At 66.7% G+C, this 21,720-nt stretch carries 18 protein-coding genes and 6 tRNA genes; 17 read left to right on the forward strand and 7 right to left on the reverse strand.

What is annotated here, in order from left to right; all coding sequences use genetic code 11:
• Positions 1–123 precede the first annotated feature (123 nt).
• Together HV793_RS00465 and lnt are read left to right on the forward strand one after the other, a co-directional pair.
• Complete coding sequence (locus HV793_RS00465) at positions 124–1,014, forward strand: CorC family transporter (RefSeq protein WP_054451565.1); 891 nt, start codon at positions 124–126, stop codon at positions 1,012–1,014.
• Positions 1,011–2,639: an apolipoprotein N-acyltransferase gene (lnt, locus tag HV793_RS00470; RefSeq protein WP_054451566.1), complete on the forward strand. Its 1,629-nt coding sequence runs from the start codon at positions 1,011–1,013 to the stop codon at positions 2,637–2,639. The genes HV793_RS00465 and lnt overlap by 4 nt, the downstream gene beginning before the upstream one ends.
• A gap of 7 nt (positions 2,640–2,646) precedes the next feature.
• Here lnt and HV793_RS00475 read toward each other — a convergent pair whose 3' ends face one another.
• Positions 2,647–3,702 carry an aldo/keto reductase gene (locus tag HV793_RS00475; RefSeq protein WP_175212469.1) on the reverse strand — a complete coding sequence of 352 codons (1,056 nt, stop codon included), beginning with the start codon at positions 3,700–3,702 and terminating at the stop codon, positions 2,647–2,649.
• 353 nt (positions 3,703–4,055) lie between these two features.
• On the opposite strand from HV793_RS00475, the gene HV793_RS00480 reads away from it, so the two are divergent.
• The 9 genes from HV793_RS00480 to HV793_RS00520 all read left to right on the forward strand — a co-directional run bounded on the left by HV793_RS00480 (position 4,056) and on the right by HV793_RS00520 (position 8,674).
• Positions 4,056–4,131, forward strand: a tRNA-Ala gene (locus tag HV793_RS00480).
• Positions 4,132–4,170: 39 nt separating this feature from the next.
• Positions 4,171–4,246 (forward strand) — tRNA-Glu (locus tag HV793_RS00485).
• A gap of 64 nt (positions 4,247–4,310) precedes the next feature.
• Positions 4,311–4,387, forward strand: a tRNA-Asp gene (locus tag HV793_RS00490).
• A gap of 102 nt (positions 4,388–4,489) precedes the next feature.
• Positions 4,490–4,565: transfer RNA gene (locus tag HV793_RS00495), tRNA-Ala, on the forward strand.
• A gap of 39 nt (positions 4,566–4,604) precedes the next feature.
• A tRNA-Glu gene (locus tag HV793_RS00500) sits at positions 4,605–4,680 on the forward strand.
• Between the two features lie 71 nt (positions 4,681–4,751).
• Positions 4,752–4,828, forward strand: a tRNA-Asp gene (locus HV793_RS00505).
• 215 nt (positions 4,829–5,043) lie between these two features.
• Complete coding sequence (locus HV793_RS00510) at positions 5,044–6,537, forward strand: PAS domain S-box protein (protein WP_119451031.1); 1,494 nt, start codon at positions 5,044–5,046, stop codon at positions 6,535–6,537.
• Positions 6,538–6,782: 245 nt separating this feature from the next.
• On the forward strand, positions 6,783–7,802 hold the full coding sequence (gene bioB / locus HV793_RS00515; protein WP_054452235.1) for a biotin synthase BioB: 1,020 nt from the start codon (positions 6,783–6,785) through the stop codon (positions 7,800–7,802).
• Entirely contained in the window at positions 7,799–8,674 is an 876-nt protein-coding gene (locus HV793_RS00520; RefSeq protein ID WP_175213130.1) for an EamA family transporter, read from the forward strand. The genes bioB and HV793_RS00520 overlap by 4 nt, the downstream gene beginning before the upstream one ends.
• A gap of 16 nt (positions 8,675–8,690) precedes the next feature.
• Here HV793_RS00520 and HV793_RS00525 read toward each other — a convergent pair whose 3' ends face one another.
• Positions 8,691–10,085 (reverse strand): MFS transporter, encoded by a 1,395-nt coding sequence (locus HV793_RS00525; RefSeq protein ID WP_175212470.1) that lies wholly within the window; start codon positions 10,083–10,085, stop codon positions 8,691–8,693.
• An 86-nt stretch (positions 10,086–10,171) separates the two neighbouring features.
• The gene (locus HV793_RS00530) at positions 10,172–10,675 is read right to left on the reverse strand and encodes a peroxiredoxin (protein WP_054451571.1); all 504 of its coding nucleotides are present in this window, start codon (positions 10,673–10,675) and stop codon (positions 10,172–10,174) included.
• 245 nt (positions 10,676–10,920) lie between these two features.
• Between HV793_RS00530 and HV793_RS00535 the strand changes: the two genes are divergently transcribed.
• The gene (locus HV793_RS00535) at positions 10,921–11,343 is read left to right on the forward strand and encodes a hypothetical protein (RefSeq protein WP_175163597.1); all 423 of its coding nucleotides are present in this window, start codon (positions 10,921–10,923) and stop codon (positions 11,341–11,343) included.
• A gap of 979 nt (positions 11,344–12,322) precedes the next feature.
• Here HV793_RS00535 and HV793_RS00540 read toward each other — a convergent pair.
• Both HV793_RS00540 and HV793_RS00545 read right to left on the reverse strand, forming a co-directional pair.
• Positions 12,323–13,201: a dienelactone hydrolase family protein gene (locus HV793_RS00540; RefSeq protein WP_119452207.1), complete on the reverse strand. Its 879-nt coding sequence runs from the start codon at positions 13,199–13,201 to the stop codon at positions 12,323–12,325.
• A gap of 63 nt (positions 13,202–13,264) precedes the next feature.
• Complete coding sequence (locus HV793_RS00545) at positions 13,265–16,906, reverse strand: DUF748 domain-containing protein (protein ID WP_175212471.1); 3,642 nt, start codon at positions 16,904–16,906, stop codon at positions 13,265–13,267.
• A gap of 171 nt (positions 16,907–17,077) precedes the next feature.
• On the opposite strand from HV793_RS00545, the gene moaC reads away from it, so the two are divergent.
• Genes moaC through HV793_RS00570 form a run of 5 tightly spaced genes read left to right on the forward strand, consistent with a single transcriptional unit; the run spans position 17,078 to position 20,015 of the window.
• On the forward strand, positions 17,078–17,566 hold the full coding sequence (gene moaC, locus HV793_RS00550) for a cyclic pyranopterin monophosphate synthase MoaC (protein WP_042794830.1): 489 nt from the start codon (positions 17,078–17,080) through the stop codon (positions 17,564–17,566).
• The gene (locus tag HV793_RS00555) at positions 17,547–17,798 is read left to right on the forward strand and encodes a MoaD/ThiS family protein (RefSeq protein WP_054451574.1); all 252 of its coding nucleotides are present in this window, start codon (positions 17,547–17,549) and stop codon (positions 17,796–17,798) included. Before moaC ends, HV793_RS00555 begins: the two co-directional genes overlap by 20 nt.
• Positions 17,799–17,803: 5 nt before the next feature.
• Positions 17,804–18,271: a molybdenum cofactor biosynthesis protein MoaE gene (locus HV793_RS00560; protein ID WP_175212472.1), complete on the forward strand. Its 468-nt coding sequence runs from the start codon at positions 17,804–17,806 to the stop codon at positions 18,269–18,271.
• A 13-nt stretch (positions 18,272–18,284) separates the two neighbouring features.
• Positions 18,285–18,806, forward strand: a complete 522-nt coding sequence (gene moaB / locus HV793_RS00565; RefSeq protein ID WP_054451576.1) for a molybdenum cofactor biosynthesis protein B — start codon at positions 18,285–18,287, stop codon at positions 18,804–18,806.
• A 3-nt stretch (positions 18,807–18,809) separates the two neighbouring features.
• Positions 18,810–20,015, forward strand: coding sequence for a molybdopterin molybdotransferase MoeA (locus HV793_RS00570; protein WP_054451577.1), 1,206 nt, complete (start codon positions 18,810–18,812; stop codon positions 20,013–20,015).
• Here HV793_RS00570 and mobA read toward each other — a convergent pair.
• Positions 20,000–20,614: a molybdenum cofactor guanylyltransferase MobA gene (gene mobA / locus HV793_RS00575; RefSeq protein WP_280528333.1), complete on the reverse strand. Its 615-nt coding sequence runs from the start codon at positions 20,612–20,614 to the stop codon at positions 20,000–20,002. The genes HV793_RS00570 and mobA overlap by 16 nt on opposite strands.
• A complete protein-coding gene (gene moaA, locus HV793_RS00580) occupies positions 20,607–21,701 on the reverse strand; it encodes a GTP 3',8-cyclase MoaA (RefSeq protein ID WP_175180751.1) in 1,095 nt (364 codons plus the stop codon). The genes mobA and moaA overlap by 8 nt, the downstream gene beginning before the upstream one ends.
• Positions 21,702–21,720: the final 19 nt, after the last annotated feature.

Here is a 21,720-nt window from a genome sequence, read left to right on the forward strand (position 1 = left end):
GCCGCAAAATGGCGTCCAGCAAGGCGCAGATGGCGGCGGTTCCCCTCATTTTGGGGGCCGCCGTTACAAATTGCAGGCCAGTATCGGTTATGCTGGGCCCTCCATAACTTGTCCTCCCGGACGATGTCTGACCCTTATCCTGCTCCCGAAGCGACGCCTGCTCGCTCCTCCAAACCTGCCGCCAAATCCCTTCTAGACCGCCTGCTTTCCCTCGTGCGCCGCGAGCCTGAGGACCGCGAAGGCATCAAGGCCGTTCTGGAAGCCGCGCACGAACGCCAACTGCTCGACGCGGAATCCTACAAGATGATCAAGGGCGCGCTCGCCGTGTCCGAAGGCACCGTGGGCGACATCATGGTCCCGCGTTCGCGCATGGATCTGCTGGACGTCACGCAGCCCATTCCCTACCTGGTCGCCTCGGTCATCGAGACCGCCCACTCGCGCTTCCCCGTCTACGAAGGCGATCGCGACAACATCATCGGCATCCTGCTGGCCAAGGATCTGCTGCGCTGCATGCTGGAACCCGGCATCGAGGTGCGCACGCTGGTGCGGCCCGCCGTCTTCATCCCCGAATCCAAGCGCCTGAACGTGCTCCTGCACGAGTTCCGCGCCAGCCGCAACCACCAGGCCATCGTCATCGATGAGCATGGCGGCATTTCCGGCCTGGTGACGATGGAAGACGTGCTGGAACAGATCGTCGGCGATATCGAAGACGAATTCGACGAAACCGAGGAAGACTCGATCTTCCCCGAAGGCGAAAACCAGTGGCGCGTCCTGGCGGCCACCGACATCTCGCACTTCAACGACGTATTCGGCTGCCAGTTGCCCGACGACGAGTACGACAGCGTCGGCGGCTGGATGGGCGGACAGCTGGGCCGCATCCCGCGCCGCGGCGACATCGCCGAATTCGACGGCCTGCGCCTGGAAGTGGCCCGCGGCGACGCGCGCCGCGCCATCTGGCTGCGCGTCAAGCGCAACGCCGCACCCCAAGCCCCCCGCTCCTCCGAAGACGCATGACCCAGTCCCCGCGCAGCCATAAACTGCGCGGCGCCGCCGGCCTGGTGCTGGCGGGCGCCGCGCACGCCCTGACTTTTTCGCCCGGTCCCCTGCCGGATTGGGCCTTGGCGGCCACACAGGTCCTGATGCTGGCCATCGTTGCGCGCGTGACCCTGTATGCGCCCTCGGCGAAACAGGCCTGGCTGCGCGGCTGGCTGTTCAGCTTCGCCAGCTACTCGCTGGGCCTCTACTGGATTTTCATCAGCCTGCACCGCTACGGCGATCTGGCCGCGCCGCTGGCCGTGGCCGCGGTGCTGGCGCTGTCGGCCTTCCTGGCGCTGTTCCCGGCCACGGCCAGCGCGCTGGCGCGCCGCTACGCGCCGCTGGAGCCGGGCTCTCCGCCCTCCCGCATACTGTCGGGCACGCTGGCCTGGGCTGCGATGTGGGCGGCCTTCGAATGGCTGCGCGCCGTGCTGCTGACGGGCTTTCCCTGGCTCAATATCGGTTACGCGCAAGTCGATAGCCCCATCGCAGGCTGGGCGCCGCTGCTTGGCGTGCACGGCATGGCCTTCCTGGCCGCCTTCGTCGCCGCTGCCCTCGCCAGCCTCTGGCAGCCCTCGCGTAAAAGCGGGACTGGCTCGCGCCACGCCCTGGCCGCCGGTATCGCGCTGGCCCTGGCCGCCGCTGGCTGGCCGCTGTCCCGCATCGACTGGTCCACGCCGTCCGGCGATCCGCTGAACGTGCGCCTGGTCCAGGGCAACATCGAGCAGTCGCAGAAGTTCGACCCCGCCCTGCTCGACCAGAGCCTGGTGCGCCACCTGGACCTGGCAGCCATGCCGCCGGCTCCCGGCGTGCCCGCGCCGCAGTTGATCATCTTGCCGGAAACCGTGCTGCCCATCTTCCAGGACCAGCTGGATCCGCGCGTCTGGGCGGTCTGGCGCGACCTGGCCGCCCAGCGCAATACCACCATCGCCATGGGCGTGCCGCTGCACGACCGCGTCAATGGCCGCGAGCGCTACACCAACAGCGTCATGGGCTTTGACGGCAATACCCCGGTCGAACAGCTCGTGGCCGGCACCACCGCCATGCGCTACGACAAGCGCCACCTGGTGCCCTGGGGCGAATACGTGCCGCCCGGATTCCACTGGTTCGTCGACATGCTGAACATTCCGCTGGGCGACTTCGATCGCGGCGCGGTACGCCAGACGCCCTTCGCGGTCGGCGGCCAGCACATCGCGTTCAACATCTGCTACGAAGACCTGTTCGGCCCCGACCTGTTGCCCGCGCTGCAACCCGGCCCCAACGGCGAACCGGGCGCGACGATACTGGTGAACGTGAGCAACCTGGGCTGGTTCGGCGACTCCTGGGCCTTGCGCCAGCATCTGCAGATCGGCCGCGTGCGCACCATGGAAACGGCGCGGCCCATGCTGACCTCCACCAACACCGGCATCACCGCCGCCATTGACGCCAAAGGCCGCGTCGCGGCCCAGCTCGCGCCGCTGCAGGCCGGTGTGCTGCCGGTGGCCGTGCAAGGCATGACGGGGCTGACGCCATACGCGCGCTTTGGCGACAAGACGGCACTGGCCCTGATCGGCCTGGCGCTGATCGCCGCGTTCGGCAGCGGCCGCAAGACGCGTCGCGCCTGAGGCGCCCTCAAGCGAACAGATTCGCCGGCAGCGCCCCGCTCTCCCCGGGCGGGCGCAGCGGCCCGCTTCCGGCGCCGGTACGCTCGATCGCGTCCGCGATGGCGTCCATGTCATCGCCATCCAGTTCCAGCGACGCTGCGCCCAGCAGTCCATTCACCTGAGCCGCGCTGCGGGCGCCCACGATCGCGCCCGTGACGCCCGGCCAGGCCAGCGTCCAGGCCGCCGCCACGGCCGCCACCGTGGCGCCGTGGCGTTCGGCGATGGGCTTGAACGCATCGGCCAGCGCCAGGTTGCGCTCGATGCCGGGCGAGGCGAACTCCGCGTTGCGCGCGCGCCAATCATCCGCCGGCAGAGCACGGGCGCGCTCCACGCTGAAGGCGCCGGTCAGCAGGCCGGACTGCATCGGGCTGTAGACGATCACGCCCGTGCCGTTACGTTCGCACCACGGAATCAGCTCCGCGCCCGCGGCGCGCTGAATGGCCGAAAACGGCGGCTGCAGCGTATCCACATGCCCCAGCGCTTCTGCCTGCCGCAGCTGGGCAAGATTGTGGTTGGACAGGCCCACCGCCCTGACCTTGCCCTCCCGCTTCAGATCCAGCAGTTCCTGCCAGTACACCTCCAGCGGCGTGCCATCGCCCGCCGGCCAGTGCATCTGATAGAGATCGATGCGTTCGACGCCCAGCCGGCGCAACGAATCTTCGATTTCGCGCCGGATGCTGGCCGGCGCGCCGGTGCGCCGCGGCATCGCCTGCGGCTGTTCCGCAGACCAGGTCAGGCCACATTTGGTGAACACGTAAGGCCGGGCGTCAGGCGCCATCTGCGCCAGCGCGCGGCGCACGATCTCCTCGGAATGCCCCAGGCCGTACACCGCCGCGGTATCGATCCAGTTGATGCCGCGCTCGACGGCCCGGCGGATCGCCGCCACCGAATCGGCGTCGTCCTGCGGCCCCCACCCCACCGCCCAACCGCTGCCGCCGATGGCCCAGGCGCCCAGCCCGATGCGGGTGATGTCCATGCCGCTCTGGCCCAGCGGGCGTGTGGGGAACGAAGTCTTGCTGCTCATGGCGATGTCCGTGTGTGCGGGTCCGGTGCAAAAAATGCCGGATCGACGAAAAAAATTTCCGCTCACGATAGCATTCTCACAAGTCTTTGATTTACTTGATTTCTGCATCAATCACGCTAGCTCAAGCTGAGCAATAAAAGCGCAAAATCGGCCCTAAAATGCCTTCCAGCCCCCTTTTTTTCACGACTTTTTAGCTTTTTGCCTCATCGCGACTTGCACACCCAATTTAGTTCGTGCATAATCTCGTTTCTTCGCCAACGGCACTAAACAAAACCGGCAACGAACTACGAAAAAGCACTCGGTAAAACGTGTGTTCGGTTTCGTAAAACGTTGAACGGGCTGATTAGAAAGACGGGGGTATAGCTCAGCTGGGAGAGCGCTTGCATGGCATGCAAGAGGTCAGCGGTTCGATCCCGCTTACCTCCACCAGTCAACGGCGAAGGATGCAGTACCAGTTTGCAAGTCCAAGTCCCCTTCGTCTAGAGGCCTAGGACATCACCCTTTCACGGTGAGTACAGGGGTTCGAATCCCCTAGGGGACGCCAGTTCTTCTGGCAGCAGTATGTAGTGATGCAGTTGAAGTGACAATGTAGTTGAGTACGCCGCTGCGGAGCGGTAGTTCAGTTGGTTAGAATACCGGCCTGTCACGCCGGGGGTCGCGGGTTCGAGCCCCGTCCGCTCCGCCAAAGCTCTCGCTCAGAGTCTTTCAAGAGCTCCGTTTTCGGGGCTTTTTTGCTTTATATAGTGTGAGACCTTGTTGTCTGTAGTTTGGGGCATCGAGGATCCTGGGGGGTATAGCTCAGCTGGGAGAGCGCTTGCATGGCATGCAAGAGGTCAGCGGTTCGATCCCGCTTACCTCCACCAGTAAGCAGTACGGTAGTAAAGTAGTTCTGTTTTGTTCAGGTCCCCTTCGTCTAGAGGCCTAGGACATCACCCTTTCACGGTGAGTACAGGGGTTCGAATCCCCTAGGGGACGCCAGTCTTTCTGGCATGTAGTACCAAACTGCCTTGACACCGCAGTGCATTGAAGAAGTCAGAGTAAACCGCTGCGGAGCGGTAGTTCAGTTGGTTAGAATACCGGCCTGTCACGCCGGGGGTCGCGGGTTCGAGCCCCGTCCGCTCCGCCAAGCACATCACGCAGTTCGCAAGCGCCTCGGCCTTGCCAGCCATAGAAAGCTCCGGTTTCCGGAGCTTTTTTGCATTCCGGCCCGCATCATCTAGCGGCAGCCATCTTCCCCGCCATTGCCCCCTACGCTCAGACTCGTCCATTTCGCCATCTGGACAGCCTTTCAGTGCGCCTTCATTCTCTTTGCGTCGTGCCCTGCGAAAAGAAGAGGACTACGTGACCGCGAACGCCGCCGCTCCCCATCCGCACCGCCAGCATCTGCAACGCATCATCGCAGGCCTGAACGAAGGCATCATCCTGCTCGAAGCGGACGGCGCCATCGCCTGGGCCAATGCCAGCGCGCTCAAGCTGCATGGCACCGATAACCTGGATGAACTGGGCGGCACGCCAGCCGGCTACCGCAAGCGCTACAGCCTCAGCTACCGCAATCATCACCGCGTGCCAGCGCGCCAATATCCGCTGGACCTGCTGGCCGCGGCCGAGCCGTTCGACGAACTGCTGCTGGACCTGGAACGCAAGGACGATGACGCGTTCCTGCGCAACATACGCGCCAGCGGCCTGAACCTGGACGGCAGCGAAGGGACCGACTACCGCGTCCTGATCCTGCATGACCAAACTGAGCAGATCAATGCCGAAGTACGCTTCGAGCGCGCCTTCGGCGCCAATCCAGCACCCGCCCTCATCTGCCGCCTGTCCGACCTGCGCTATGTGAAGGTGAACCAGGGCTTCCTGGAGATGACCGGCTATGCACGCGACGCCATCGTGGGCAGGTCGGCCTATGAGCTGGACGTGCTGGACGGCGGCGACGACAAGGACAACGCGATCGCCAGCCTCAACGAGGGGCAGACCATTGCGCAGCGCGAGGGCGTGTTGAAACTGGCGGACGGCAGCGTGAAGTTCGTCATCGTCGCGGGCCAACCCATCGACATGCAGGGCGAGCCATGCATGCTGTTCACCTTCATCGACCTCGAGGCCCGCAAGCGCACCGAACTGGCCCTGCGCGAAAGCGAGGAACGCTTCTCCAAGACATTCCGCCTCGCGCCCGTGCCCATGGCCGTCTGCGAGGGCGAGACCCTGCTGGCGCTGGACCTGAACGACGCTTTTGCCACGGCCGCCGGCGCCTCTGCGCAGGACGGCATAGGCCAGACGCTGACCGGATTGGGACTCCAGCTCGCCGAAGATCTGGAGGCCAGCCTCAAGCGCGGTGAAAGCGCCCGCAACCGCGAGGTGGCATTGGCTGCCCGGGACGGCAGCCGGCTGGATTGCCTGCTGTCGGCCGAACCCGTGACTATCGGCGGGCAGCCGCGCGTACTGCTGGCGGTCCAGGACATCACGGAACGCAAGCGCTCCGAGGCGGAACTGCTGACGGCGATCGAGGCCGTCATGCAGGACACTTCCTGGTTCAGCCGCAGCGTCATCGAAAAGCTGGCGCAACTGCGTGAGCCGGCGCCCGCCACCCGCGACGTGGCAGAACTGGCGCAGCTCACTTCCCGCGAACGCGAGGTGCTGGGCCTGATGTGTCAAGGCCATGACGACGAGGGCATTGCCCGGCAGTTGAAGCTGTCGCGCAACACGGTGCGCAACCACGTGGCCACGATCTACAGCAAGATCGGCGTGCACCGCCGCAGCGCGGCCATTGTGTGGGCGCGCGACCGCGGCATCACCGGGCATGAACAGGCGCAGACGCGAAACAAGCGCGCCAAGGGCTGACATCCCTCGACTATTTACAATTTGATTCAAAATAAACGGCTGCCCGGCGTCCCCGAAGATGTGCGCCACTTAGAAGTCGACGCCCCTCAAAATCTTCCATTTTCCACAAAAATCACAGCAACAGGCCGTTAATTTCGGCCACGCAGCCTTCATTGCGCAAACCCTGCGCAGCTTCTTACGATCCGCCGATCCTGCCCTTGCCCGACAAGCGGCGCGATCCCCGCAAGACCGAAAGGAGCCCATCCGTGCAGACCGCCTACATTCCCGTCCCGACCGTCGCCAAACCGACCGCCGCCCCCGCCTGGAGCGCCGCCGACATCATGGCGCTCTACGAGTTGCCGTTCATGGATCTGGTGTTCCGGGCGCAGCAGACGCACCGCGCTCATTTCGATCCCAACGCCATCCAGCTGTCCAGCCTGCTGTCGATCAAGACCGGCGGCTGTCCCGAGGACTGCGCCTACTGCCCGCAGTCCTCGCACTACGACACCGGCCTGGACGCCGACAAGCTGATGCCCCTGGCGGACGTGGTGGCAGCGGCCCGCAAGGCCCAGGAAGGCGGCGCACAGCGCTTCTGCATGGGCGCCGCCTGGCGCAGCCCCAAGCCGCACCACCTGGAGGCGGTGGCCGAGATGGTCAGCGCGGTGAAGGCCCTGGGCCTGGAGACCTGCGTCACGCTGGGCATGCTGCGCGAGGGCCAGGCCGAACAGCTCAAGAGCGCGGGCCTGGATTACTACAACCACAACCTCGACACCTCGCCCGAGTTCTACGGCAAGATCATCTCCACCCGCACCTACCAGGACCGGCTGGACACGCTGGACCGGGTGCGCGACGCCGGCATCAACGTGTGCTGCGGCGGCATCGTCGGCATGGGCGAATCGCGCCGCGAGCGCGCCGGCCTGATCGCCCAGTTGGCCAACATGGAGCCCTATCCCGAGTCCGTGCCGATCAACAACCTGGTGCAGGTGGAAGGTACGCCGCTGGCCGGCGTCGAAGCCCTGGACCCGTTCGAGTTCGTGCGCACCATTGCCGTGGCCCGCATCGCCATGCCGCGCGCGGCCGTGCGCCTGTCCGCCGGCCGCGAAGCCATGGATGACGCGTTGCAGGCCCTGTGCTTCATGGCGGGCGCCAACTCCATGTTCTACGGCGACGCCCTGCTGACCACGGCCAATCCGCAGATGGAAGCCGACCAGCGCCTGCTGCAGCGCCTGGGCATGCGCATCGACGCCGCCCAGCACACGCACCACGACGCCACGGCATGCCGTTGACTCCCGGCCTCCTCTACCTGCTGGCCAGCGTCGCCTGCAGCGTCACCGTGGCCGTGCTGCTGAAGCTGGCGCGGCGCTATCAAGTCGACGTGCGCCAGGCCATCGCCATGAACTATGCGGTGGCCGCCCTGCTCTGCTGGGCCGTGCTGCGCCCGGACCCGGCGGCGCTGCTGACCCCACAGACGCCGTGGCTGGTGCTGGCCGCGCTGGGCGTACTGCTGCCCAGCGTGTTCCTGGCGATGGCGGCGGCCGTACGCCATGCCGGCATCGTGCGCAGCGACGCGGCGCAGCGCCTGTCCCTGTTCATCCCGCTGCTGGCGGCCTTCCTGCTGTTCGGCGAACCGGTAAGCGGCCGCAAGCTGGCCGCGACCCTGCTGGCCGCCAGCGCCTTGTACTGCCTGCTGCGCCGCGCCCCCCGCGCGCAGACGCCGGGCGAGGACACGGCCGCAAGCAGCCGCGCCATGTGGCTGTGGCCGCTGGTGGTCTGGGTGGGGTATGGCGTCATCGACATCCTGTTCAAGCAGATGGCGCGCGCGGGCACCGCTTTCGCGGGCGGGCTGCTGCTGGCCTTCCTCGTCGCCGGCGTGCTGATGCTCTGCTACCTGCTGTGGCGCCGGGTGCGCTGCCAGCTTCGGCACCTGGCCGCGGGTGCGGCGCTGGGACTGGCGAACTTCGGCAACATCCTGACCTACATCCGCGCGCACCAGTCGCTGCCCGAGCACCCCGCGCTGGTGTTCGCGTCCATGAACATGGGCGTGATCACCCTGGGCACGCTGGTCGGCGCACTGGCCTTCCGCGAACCGCTGACCCGGCTGAACTTGCTGGGCATCGCGCTGGCGCTGGCTGCCATCGTGCTGATGGCGCCCTGGTAAGGACGCGACCCCGGCCTCAGGTGCCGGTGCGCCTCTGGCGGCCGTCTTCGGCCGCGTCGTCCGCCACATCCGCCGCCACATCCGCCGCGGCATCGCCAGGCGGTTCCGCAGCGGGCGGCTCAGTGGCTGCCACGGGCGCCACTTCGGGCTGCACCATTTCCATGGCGATGTCGGTTGCAGGATCCACGCGCGGATCCAGCACCGCCGCGGCGGGCGAGCTCTGCAGCGTGTCCGGCATGGGCACGAAATGCGTGGGCGCTTCTTCCACCTGATGCGCGCCGGTGACGCGCGTGGGACGCACATGCCAGACCAGGATCAGGGCGCAGGCGGAGATGAACACGTAGTACATGCTGGGGCCGGCCAGGGACATCAGCACCCCGGCAATCATCGGCCCCACGCATGCACCGACCCCGTAGGTCATGAGCAGCACGGCCGACAGGCTGACCCGGCGCTCGGATTCCACGTGATCGTTGGCGAACGCCGCGCCCAGCGGGTACAGCGTGAACTGCAGCACGCCGAAGACACAGGACATGGCCACCAGCGCCCAGTACGGCAGCACGATCCAGCCCCACATGACCACCGGCAGCAGCACCAGCAGCAGCGCATTGAAGCGGATCAGACCGGCGCGGTTGATGCGGTCGGAAAGCCAGCCCATGGGCCATTGCGACAGCAGGCCGGCGGTCACTGCTGCGGCCACGAAAATCGCCGCCTGCGAGGTGGACAGGCCATGCTTGGCGCCATAGACGGCCGCCAGGCCATAGAACGCGCCGGAAAGGTTGCCGGCCACGAACAACACCGTCATCGACAGCGGCACGCGCCGCATGAAGAAGCGTATGTCCAGCGGCGCCGGCAGCGGCGTGGGCGGGTGCGAGCGCGCGGTGACGGCGATAGGCACCAGGCACAGCACCAGGCACATGGCCACCAGCGTCAGCGGCCGCAGGTCCAGCGTGGCATAGGCCGTCAGGGCCAGTTGGCCCAGCACGGTGCCCAGGCCGGACACGACCATGTAGACGGAGAAGACGCGCCCGCGCTGGTGATTTTCGGTCTGCTCGTTGAGCCAGCTTTCGATGACCATGAATTCGGTCACCATCACGATGCCCGAAATGACGCGGAACACCAGCCACAGCGGCATGGATTCGACCAGCGTCTGGGCCAGGATCATGCTGGTGGCCACCGCCGCACAGGCGACGAACGCCCGGATGTGGCCCACGCGGATGATGAGTTTGTGCCCCAGGCGGGCGCCGCACACCAGGCCCAGGTAGTAGCCGGCGATCAGGGCGCCGATCCACACCTCGCTGACAGACTGCGCTGTCAGCCTGAGCCCCATATAGGTGTTGAACAGACCCGTGCCGATGAGCATCAGCAAGGTCGCGAAGTAAAGCGACGAAAAGGAGGAAATGGTGGCGAGCATGGCGTCGGCAACCGCTGCTGGCGGCAGCGCAACAGGCCGCGAAAGCGGCCCGCTGCGCTAAGCGGTAAAACAGGAACTGCGTGGGATCAGACTTGCGACAGCATCGTGGCGGCGTCGCTGACTTCGAACTTGCCGGGGCCTTCGACGTTCAGCTGTTTGACCACACCGTCGACGATCAGGGCCGAGTAGCGCTGCGAGCGCACGCCCATGCCGCGCTGGATCAGGTCCAGCTCCAGGCCCAGTTCCTTGGTCCACAAGGCGGAACCGTCGGCCAGCATGCGGACCTTGCCTTCGGTCTTCTGCTCGCGGCCCCAGGCGCCCATGACGAACGCGTCGTTGACCGACACGCACCAGATTTCATCGACGCCCTTGGCCTTCAGGGCCGCAGCCTGTTCCACATAGCCCGGCAGATGCTTGGCCGAGCAGGTGGGCGTGAAGGCGCCCGGCAGGGCGAACAGCGCAATGGTCTTGCCGCGGGTCAGGTCGGCGACCTGGAACGCGTTGGGGCCCAGCGAGCAGCCGGCGGTTTCGGTTTCGATGAATTCGGTCAGGGTGCCGTCCGGCACGCGATCGCCGACTTTGATCGTCATGTAGATCTCCAGGAGGAATAGGGGCAATGCATTGGGGCAGGAGCGCCCCACAGGCTCCATCATAGTTCCTGCGCGGCCGCCTTGCTGGCCAGCCAGCGTCAGGGAAAGAAAGATGCACAGTCTGAAACGACTCCACACCAAGGCTACACGGGCGCGAAACGGCTGATTGCCATAATGTTGTGGTTGCAATCACCGCCCGCGCACGCCGCGCTGCCGGCTGGCGGGCATCTAGCGGAGATTCATCGATGCGCAAGATCTTGACCGGCCTGGCCCTGGCGCTGACCTCGGCCGCCACGGCCTGGGCGGCTCCCGATGCCGCCGAACAGGCCCAATACGACTCCTTCGTCATCGCCGCCGGCGCCTCCAACGGCGCCGCCCGCGCCTGCGGGGCTTCCGAACCCGATCTGGCCCAGCACCAGGCCACGGCCCGCAAGAACCTGCTGCAGTATGCGCAGGAATATGGCTTTCCTTCGGGCGGGTATGACGGGCTGTTCCAGAAGGGACAGGCGCAGGGAACGGCGATGATGGAAGAGATGAAGCGATCGGGGGTGGACGGGTGCCGGGGGGTGTTGGGCGGGTTTCAGGGGGAGAGGGTGATGGAGTATGAGGATATGAAGAGGGCGTTGGCGGAGGTTAGTGATGGGTTGCCGGGGGAGAAGGCGCAGTAGCAGGTTCTGTTTCTGAAGGTTCAGGTTCTTGAGACGCCAGTCGCAGCGGCGGGGCCAGAGGCGCGGGGCAACGATTGCGGTCCGGAGCCTTCGCTCCGGACTTCCCCTTCGTCATCTTCGTCACCGCCTTCGGCGGTTCCTTCAGATTCCCTCGGGCTTATCGACGCCCCGCGCCTCTGGCCCCGCCGCCGCGACTGGCTCTGCTGGTTGAAACTTCCTGGCCCCGAGGACGAACGGTGTGCTTAGGGTTCTCGCCGCCGGTGGGGTTTGGCGATGGATCTTGCGGGGCCCGCCCCCGGCCGGCCGCGCAGGCGGCCTCTGGGGGCTTACGCGGTGTCTTGCGATTCCCGATGGCGCTGCGCGCTGGTGGGGAGTGATCGTGGATATCACGGGCACTTTTTCGTGACGGCCCATCAAAGCCCGTTGGCAAGTCAATCGCCACTTGAACTCCAAAACCGGATGGGTGGCGCGCGTACGGGTCTTCATGCACAAACGGCTGCCCGCCGCGCGCCACCCATCACCGCCCCTCCCCCCTGACGGCGACGCCAGAAGAAATCCAATCGAGGCATGCGCGCCAGCGATCACAATCACACTTCAAATAATGACGTATGTATTAATCGGCCGCCCGCGCGGCCGATTAATACGGGCAGCCCAAGACTCTCCGCCGACCACAGCTCTAGCAACGCAACAAGCCAAGACGCACGCAGCCCGTCGGCGCGGGCGGCGTGGCGGCTCGCAACCTCGATGCGCCCGAGGGAATCTGAAGGAAAGGCCGAAGGCCTTGACGAAGATGACGACGGGGGAGTCCGGAGCGAACGCTCCGGACCGCAATCGTGGGCGCGAGCCGCCACGCCGCCCGCGACGACGGGCGACCTACGAAGACTCGCGGGACCTACGAAGACTCGTGGGACCTACGAAGACTCGTGCGCACTCATAGCGCCCAACAAGCCCCAAGAAGACCCAAACGAACCCACGAAGATCAAAGCCCGTTCTGCTTGAACCAATCCAACATCCGCGTCCAAGCCTGCTCCGCCTCAGCCTTCCGATAAGAAGGCCGATAATCCGCATGAAACGCATGCGGCGCGTCCGGATACACATCGATCCGCGAAGCCTTCGCCGCCGCCGGCCCCTGCGCCAGTTCCAGCCGCATCTTGTCCACGTCCGCCATCGAAATCCCGGCGTCCTTGCCGCCGTACGCCCCCAGCACCTTCGCCTTCAGGTCGTTCACCTGGCTCAGCACCGATTTGGGCTTCAGTTCCGAAGGCTGCCCGCCCAACTGGCCGTACCAGGCCGCGCCGGCCTTGAGCTTCGGGTTGTGGGCCGCATACAGCCAGACCTGGCGGCCGCCCCAGCAAAAGCCCACGATGCCCAGCCGGTCCGGATTGCCGCCGTTGGACGTGGCCCAGGCCGCGGTCGAGTCCAGGTCGGACATCACCTGCGCGTCCGGGACCTTACCGATGATTTCCGCCTGCAACTTGGGGATCTCGGTGTACTTGGACGGATCGCCCTGGCGCGCGAACAGCTCGGGCGCGATGGCCAGATAGCCCTGGTGGGCCAGCCGCCGGCACACGTCCTGGATGTACTCGTGCACCCCGAAAATCTCCGACACCACCAGCACCGTGGGCAGGTCCTTCTTGCCCTTGGGCGCCGCGCGGTATGCCGGCATCTTGCCGTCCTTGACCGGGATGTCCACCTTGCCGGCGACAAGGCCGTTGACGTCCGTGGTGATCGTGGTCTGCGCCACGGCCTGTCCGGCCGCCAGCGAAAACCCCGTCGCCACCGTGGTGGCCATGAAACCCCGCCGGTTCAGCCGCAGGGGCGGCAGCAGGCTGTCGAAGTGCGCGTCCTGGTCATTCATCGAGAATCTCCTGGCAAAAAGCTGGCAGGGGCGGCTGGACGCCGCCTTCCGGACCAGCCTGGTTCACTTCAGGGAGAAGTCCACGCGCGAGGGTTGCCCCTCGTCCTTGATGCCATCCGCGTCCAGTTGCGGCGCAACGATGAACACGCGATCCGCGAGTCCTTCCTGGGCTTGCAGCTTCTCATAAACCGCCTGCGCGCGCGCATCGGCCAGTTGGCGCAACTGCTCGTCGCCCACCGGCGCCACGCTGCGCAGCATCTCCTCCATCTGCGCCGCCGGCACGGATTTGGACATGCCGATGAAGTTGCGCGGCTTGTCCTTGATGTCCGTGTCGTCGTAGACCTCTTCCAGATACTTGGCGCGCTCCGCGCCCGAGACCTCGACGCCGGCCGGGTTCGGCTTCTTGCCGCGCGGCGCGACGTCCGCGGCCTTGGCGGCGCGGATCTTGGCGTCGACCCAGGCCTGGCGCAGGCCTTCCATGTCGGTCTTGGGATCGGCGCGGCCGCTGATGTCCATCTTCAGGGCCGGACGGTCCGTCAGCGCCTTGGTCAGCGTGTCGATGCGCTGCAGGCTGTCCTCGGTCAGCGCCGCGCTGCCAGGCGCAAATTCCACGTAGGACAGTTCTTCCCCGCCGCCGAAGGCCGAGGCCAGCAGACTGAAGGGCGAAGTCACCGCCTTGACCACCAGGTTCAGCAGCACGCGCACCACGATGCCGCCCACCGAGAACTCCGGATCGTCCAGCGAACCGGAAATCGGCAGGTTGATGTCGATGTTGCCGCGCGAGTCCTTCAGCAAGGCCACGGCCAGCAGCACCGGCAGCTTGGTCGCGTCGGGACTGTTGGTCTTGTCGCCGAAGGTCAGCTGGTTCAGCACCACATGGTTGGTGGCTTGCAGCGCGCGGTCCTTGATCTTGTATTCCAGGTCCACCGAGAGCTTGCCGCGCTTGATGGGGTAGCCCACGTACTTGGCCGAATAGGTGTTGAAGCGCGGCAGGTCCACGCCCTTGGCCGAAGCCTTCAGGTCCAGCGACAGGTACTTGGCGAAAGGCTGCACCACCCCGCTGATCGACAGCGGCGCGGTGGTGTAGACGCGCCCGGTAACCTTGACCTTGGCGGGCTGGGGATTGGTGGACGACACCGCCGTGATCGAACCTTCGATGCTGGAGAGCTCGGCCACGTAGTTGGGCTTGACGAAGCGGTCCGTGAAGGTCATGCGGCCGCGGTTCAAGGTGACGCTGTTAACCGAGATGTCCGGCATGCCCCCGCCCCCCTTTGCGGCGGGCGCGGCGGGTGGCGGCGCGGCGCTGCGGCCGGGCGTCTGGGTGTCCTGGGTGATGGAGCCCCCGGCCTGGCCGGGAGCCGCCACCAGGTCCATGACATTCAGGCGACCTTGGGCGTTGAGCAGCACGCGGCCGTAGAAATCCTCGAGCGCGATGTCGCCCAGCTTGGCGCCGATCTTGTCGCCCGCCACCGAGATGTCCATGCCGGTAAAGCCCAGGCGCTTCCAGTTCAGGAAGTCATCCTTGTTGACTCGGTCCTGCAGATCCACGCCGGTGACTTCGACGCCGCCCTTCCAGCTGGCCTTCATCGGCGCCGAACCGGCCGCGGCGGCGAACTCCGCGTTGCCCTTGGCGCCCAGCGTGATGGCGCGCACCGTGGCGTTCAGGCTGGAGGCCGCATAGGGCGCAAAGGACGCGACGTTCAGTTCCGACAGGTCCACGGAGGTTTTCACCGTCAGCGGCTGTGGCGTGAACGCGCCCTTGAGATCGAGCTTGCCATTGCCCTGGATGCCGGCGGCGGCCAGGGTGAAATTGCTCTGGCCCGGTCCCATGGCCAGGCGGTCGGCGGTCACGCGCAGGCTTTGCAGCGCGATGTCCACGGCGGGCTTGAGGGATTCGTCGCGGGCCTTGAATTGGGTCAGGTCGGCCTGCACGGCGCTGGCGGATGCATCCACCGCGCCGTTCGTTTCCTTCACATGAACTTGCGCGCTGGCGGCCAGGCGGCCATCCAGCAGCGCGATCGGCGCCGCGTTGCGCACGGCCGGCGCCAGGGGCGCCAGCGCAATGTTGCCCAAGCGCACGCCCAGTTCCAGCGACAGCGGCTTCAGGACCAGCGGCCCTTTGGCGCGCAGCCAGCCGCCGTCGGTGCTGTTGTCCATGGTCAGCCACAAATTGATGGGCTGGCCGGACACCTGCGGCAGGGCCACGCCCTCGACCGTCGCGGCCAGGCCGGTCATCACGTAGTCCAGCTTGCTGACCGCGTCGGTGACGTAGACCTCGCCTTCGTGCAGATTGAAGGCATCCAGCTCGACCTTCCATTCAGCGGGCGCGGGCGCCGGCTGAGGCGCGGCGGCGTCCACGGCCGGGGTTCCTGCCGGAGTCGTGGCGGGCGGAGCGGCGGGCGCTCCCGCGGCGGGCGTTCCCGCAGCGGGCGCTCCCGCGGCGGCGGCCGCTGCTGCAGGCGCAGCGCCCTTGGCGGAGGGGTCCGAGGTTGCGCCCGCTGCGGCCGGCGCGCCCTGGGCCTGGGGCTGGGCCGGGGCCGCGGCGGGACCGGCTTTGCCACCCGCCTTGGCCGGGTCCAGGCCGCTGGCCTTGCGCAGCTTGTCGGCCACCGGCGTGGCGGTCGGCTCCACGCCGCCCAATCGTTTCAACCCGGCGACCACGTCCAGCCAATTCAGGTTGGCATTGGCGTAGCGGCGCACGTGGATCTGCGGCGCCCACAGGCCCACCTCGCCCACATAGGCGTGGCGCGCAATGGGCTCCAGTTCCAGGCGGGTGACCGTCAGCGCGCTCCAGGCGACGAGATTTGCGCCAGCGGTGTCGCGCAGGTCCAGCCGCCGCAGGCCAAGGTCTCCGACCACGCGGATCTTGGGCGGCGCGTCCTTGGGCTGCTCGAACACCACTTGCAGGTTGGAATCCAGCAGCGCGCTTTCCACCTTGAACGGCAGCGGCATGGGCCAGACGTCCGCCCACTTTTCCAGCTGCAGCCCGTTGAAGGCCACGCGCAGCGTGGACGAGGGCACCTTGTCGAAGGGGCGCGCCACGCCGTTCAGATCAAAGGGGCTGCCGTTGATGCGCAGATGCACGCGCGGCTGCACATCGATGTCGGTGGCGTAGCCGAACGTGGAGATGAACGGCACGCCCACGCCCAGCTCGTCGACCACCTGCTTGCGGCCGGTGACCTTGTCATCCAGCGTGATCGTGCCATTCTCGATCACCATATTGTTCAGCGAGAAGCGCGGCAGCCCTTCGTCCGGCTTGGGCGGTTCTTCGGGCTGGGCGGCCGTCAATTCGGCCACTCGTTGCTGAATATCAGAGAAATTGAAGCGCGTGACGTCCTCGCGGACGATGGCGATGTTAGGCTCGCGCAGCGTCATTCGATCGACGACCGGCGCAAACCAGAACAGGGAAGTCCAGGCCGCGCTGACGTCCAGCTCGGCCAGCGTCAAGAGCGGCGTCTGCGAATCTGGCTGGGCCACGGCCAAGTCGCGCGCGCGGACGGTCAGCGTGAAGGGATTGAAGCTGATGTCGCCGACGGAGACGTCCCGCCCGATCATCTTGGAGACGTCCTGCACCAGGACGTTGTGCAGCACTTTGGGGACTTGCCAGGCGGCAACCCCGAAAAGGATCAGTACGAATGCCGCAATACCCAGAAGAATCTTGCCGACCCGGCGGGTTAACCGAAGCTTGGGCATCCGCAAGGGCATTGCGCGTCTCCTGATACGAATTGAAGGACGAGCGTTTCCGTCCTTCTAATGACTACAGGCGCGATTATCGCGCCCCCTGCACCGCTCGTCTATCATAGGCGTATCGATGGGCCGATCCGGCCAGCCGGGACCGCCCTTTTCAATCATTAACAATTATCGCTCCCGATTCCCATGTCCACGCCCACCCCAACCTTGAGCCACCTGGATGAAGCCGGGCAGGTCCGCATGGTCGACGTCATCGCCAAGACCGACACCGAGCGCGTGGCGATCGCCACCGCCAGCGTGCGCATGAACGCCGTCGCCTATGGCTTGCTGACCCAGCCGGGCCAGGGCAAAGGCGAAGTCCTCAACACCGCCCGCGTCGCCGCCATCCTGGCGGCCAAGCGCTGTGCCGACACCATCCCGCTGTGCCACAGCCTGCCGCTGGCCTTCGTCGGCGTCGAGTTCGCGCTGGACGACGCCGAACACCGCATCGACGTGCTGGCCACCTGCCGCACCAGCTACAAGACCGGCGTGGAAATGGAAGCCATGATGGCCTGCAGCGTCGCCGCGCTGACCATCTACGACATGTGCAAGGCTGCCGACAAGGGCATCGTCATCGAGCAAGTTCGCCTTAAGTACAAGGCAGGAGGAAAAAGCGGTGAATGGCGCAACGATTAATCTTCTCTACTTCGCGCGCGTGGCCGAACTGGTCGGCAAGCGCTCCGAAGCCTGGCCACTGGAAGGCGAGTCCACCGGCGCGCAGTTGCTTGCCGCGCTGGGCGAACGCTACCCCCAGCTGGCGCCCTCCGCGCGCCTGAAGCTGGCCATCAACCAGACCCACTCCAAGCCGTCCGCGCCCATCCGCGCGGGCGACGAGGTCGCGGTATTCGAACCCGTCACCGGAGGTTGAACGCCATGATCAGCGTCCAGGAAGCCGACTTCGACGGCGCCGCGCTCACGGCCGCGCTGCGGGAGAGCGCCGGCCCGGGCGTGGGCGGCATCGTCACGTTCGTGGGCTATGTGCGCGACTACGCGCCCGACACGCCCACCGACACGCTCTTTCTCGAACACTACCCAGGCATGTGCGAACGTGAACTGGAAGAGATCGCCGCGACCGCCCGCGCGCGCTGGAACCTGGCCGGCACGGTCATCGTGCACCGGGTGGGCCCGCTGCACCGCAATGCCCAGATCGTCTTCGTCGCGGCGGCCAGCGCCCATCGCGGCGACGCCTTCCGCGGCTGCGAATACATCATCGACGCGCTCAAGACGCGCGCGCCCTTCTGGAAGCGCGAAACCCTCGCGGGCGGCAGCAGCTTCTGGGTGGAGCAACGCCAATCCGACCAGGACCGCACGCAGTCCTGGGATGAAGACACCACCGCCTAGAAGAGGAAAATCCATGAGCGACGAAAGCCTTGTTTCGCTGGCCTGCGCCGTGCTTACGGTCAGCGACACCCGCAGCGCGGGCGACGACACCTCCGGCAATCTGCTGGCCCATAGCCTCGCGCATGCCGGCCATCAGTGCGTGCGCCGCGACATCGTCAAGGACGACATCTATCAGATCCGCCGCATCATGAGCGACTGGATCGCCGATCCCGAGGTGCAGGTGATCCTGACCACGGGCGGCACGGGCTTCTCGCATCGCGACCACACGCCCGAGGCCATCATGCCCCTGCTGGACCGCGAGATTCCCGGCTTCGGCGAGCTGTTCCGCCAGATCTCCTATACCGAGATCGGCAGCTCCACCATCCAGTCGCGCGCCTTTGCCGGCTCGGCCAACCAGACGCTGATCTTCTGCCTGCCCGGCTCGAACAACGCCTGCGAAACCGCCTGGGCGCAGATCATCCGCGAGCAGCTGGACAGCAGTCACCGCCCCTGCAATTTCGCCACCCATTTCAAGCAACGCGAAGAAGACAACTGACCCATGCTGGATTTTGATCAAGCCCAGACCCTGCTGGCCAACGCCGCGGGGCCGCTGCAACGCAGCGAAGAGGTGAGCCTGGCCGATGCCGCCGGCCGCGTGCTGGCCGCCGATCTCACCGCCACCGTGGACATACCGCCTGCCGACAACAGCGCCATGGACGGCTATGCGCTGCGCGTGGCCGACTGGGGCGCCGGCGTGCGCCTGCCCATCCAGCAGCGCTGCTACGCGGGGGAAATGCCGGAACCGCTCAAGCCTGGCCACGCCATCCGCCTGTTCACCGGCAGCCTGATTCCCGAAGGCGCGGATACGGTCGTCATGCAGGAAGACACCACCGAAGCCGACGGCCAGGTGGAAATCTCGCGTGCGCCCAAGGCCGGCCAGCACATCCGCCGCCGCGGCGAAGACACCATGGCCGGCGCGCCGCTGCTGGCCGCGGGCACCGTACTTGAAGCCGCCCACGTGGCGCTGATGGCTTCGCAAGGCCTGGCCCGCGTGCAAGTCTTCGGCCAGTTGCGCGTGGGCATCCTGACCACCGGCGACGAGCTGGTGCTGCCCGGCCAGCCGCGCGCGGCCGAGCAGATCTACAACTCCAACGGCCCCATGCTGGCCGCCTTGGCGCGCGGCATGGGCGCCCTGCCCGTGCACGTGCTGCACGCCCGCGACACCGAGGCCGACCTGCACGCCGCATTCAAGACGCTGCTGGCCGATTGCGACCTGGTGGTGAGCGTGGGCGGCGTGTCGGTGGGCGAACGCGATCTGGTCAAGCCCGCACTGGCCTCGCTGGGCGGTGAACTGGCGCTATGGAAGGTGCGCATGAAGCCGGGCAAGCCGGTGGCGCTGGCGCAGATCGACGGCAAGCCCGTGGTCGGCCTGCCCGGCAACCCGGTGTCGGCCTACGCCGTGTTCACCCTGCTGGTGACGCCGCTGATGCGCCGCATGCAGGGCCGCGAAACCTTGTTCCCGCCGACCAGCCTGCTGCCGCTGCGCACCGAGCATCCGCGCCAGGACAGCCGCGAGGAATTCCTGCGCGTGCAGCGCCGTCTGGCCGACGACGGCAGCGCCGAACTGGTGCCCTACGGCCATCAGGGTTCGGGGGTGATCAGCTCGCTGCCCTGGGCGACGGGCCTCGCCCGACTGCCGGCCGACGTGCAAGTGCAGGACAAGGACCGGGTCGCCTACTACGACCTGCGTCACTGGTTGGCGTAGCGCTCGGCCCGCGCCAGCTCATCTGGCGTGTTGACGTTCATGAAGGCATCGGGCGCGTCGTCGAAGCAGGCTTCGACCGCGCCCATCCTCGCCTGCCACAGCCCTACCTTGCGGTCCCCGGCCCGCAGGTATGCCAGCAGATCGGGCAATAGCGACGTGCGCAAGGCCATGCAGGCCGAATGGCGCTGTCCGTCCGCCACCGCATAGGCCATGGGCGCATTGGCGGACTCGGCCGCGCGCACCAGGCGCGCTGCCAGATCCTTGGGCAGGAACGGCGTATCGCAAGGCGCCACCACCAGCCAGGCCTCCTGGCGTGCGGCATCCAGGCCCGCGGCAATGCCCAACAGCGGCCCTTGCCAGGCGCCCAGATCGGCTTCGCCGTCCTGCACGACGGCGCCGTAGCGGGCATAGAGATCCAGGTGACGGTTGGCGCTGATGACGAGGCGCGACACCTGCGGCGCCAGGCGGCGCGCCACGTGCGCCACCATGGGCTCGCCGCGCAACACGACCAGGCCCTTGTCCTGTCCGTTCATGCGCGCGCCCTGGCCGCCCGCGAGGATCAGGCCGGCGATGCCCCTGCTGGCAAACGCTTCAGCCACCGATGTAGCTCATCTCGATCTTGCGCGCCGGGTCGGCCATGTTGCGGCCGCGCAGCTCGGAATAATGGTCGTTGCGCCCCGCCCAGATGCCCGCGATGATGCCGGCGAGTTCGGCATCGCTGGCCCCGTCGCGCAGCGGCGCGCGCAGGTCGTAGCCATCGTGCGCAAACAGGCACAGGAAGAGCTTGCCTTCCGGCGACAGGCGCGCGCGCGTACAGCCGCCGCAGAAGGCGTGCGTGACGCTGGAGATGACGCCGATCTCGCCACCGCCGTCCAGGTAGCGCCAGCGTTCGGCCACGCGGCCCATTTCGCCGCTGGCCACGGGTTCCAGCGGATAGGCCGCGCCGATGCGGTCCAGCACTTCCTGGCTGGGCACCACCTCGGCAAGATTCCAGCCGTTGGTATTGCCCACGTCCATGTATTCGATGAAGCGCAGGATGTGGCCTGAATGGCGGAAGCGTTCGGCCATGGGCAGGATCTGCCCGTCGTTCAGGCCGCGCCGCACCACCATGTTGACCTTGACCGGCGCGAGCCCGGCCTCGGCCGCGGCGTCGACGCCGCGCAGCACGTCGTCGGGCGTGAAGCCGCTGTCGCTCATGCCCTGGAACATGGCCGGGTCCAGCGCATCCAGGCTGACGGTGACACGCGTGAGCCCGGCGCTCTTGAGCGCCTCGGCCTTGCGCGCCAGCATGCTGCCGTTGGTGGTCAGGGTCAGGTCCAGCGGGCGGCCGGCGGGCGTGCGCAGGTCGGCCAACTGGCCCACCAGGTTCTCGATATGCTTGCGCAGCAGCGGCTCGCCGCCCGTCAGGCGGATCTTCTCCACGCCCAATTGCGTGAAGATGCCCGCCAGGCGGCTGATTTCCTCGAACGACAGCAGCGCCGAATGCGGCATGAAGGTGTAGCTGCTGTCGAAGACTTCGCGCGGCATGCAGTAGGTGCAGCGGAAGTTGCAGCGGTCCGTGACCGAAATCCGCAGGTCGCGCAAGGGACGCGCGCGCAGGTCCAGCGCGGGCTGTCCGTGCGGCGGCAGTTCGCCGGGCGCCAGCGGGCCGCTGCGGCGATCGGCAAGAAAGATCACTTTGCTCATGGGAGCATCATATCCCGGC

Source organism: Achromobacter aegrifaciens, assembly GCF_902859965.1.
Taxonomy (GTDB): domain Bacteria; phylum Pseudomonadota; class Gammaproteobacteria; order Burkholderiales; family Burkholderiaceae_B; genus Achromobacter; species Achromobacter aegrifaciens.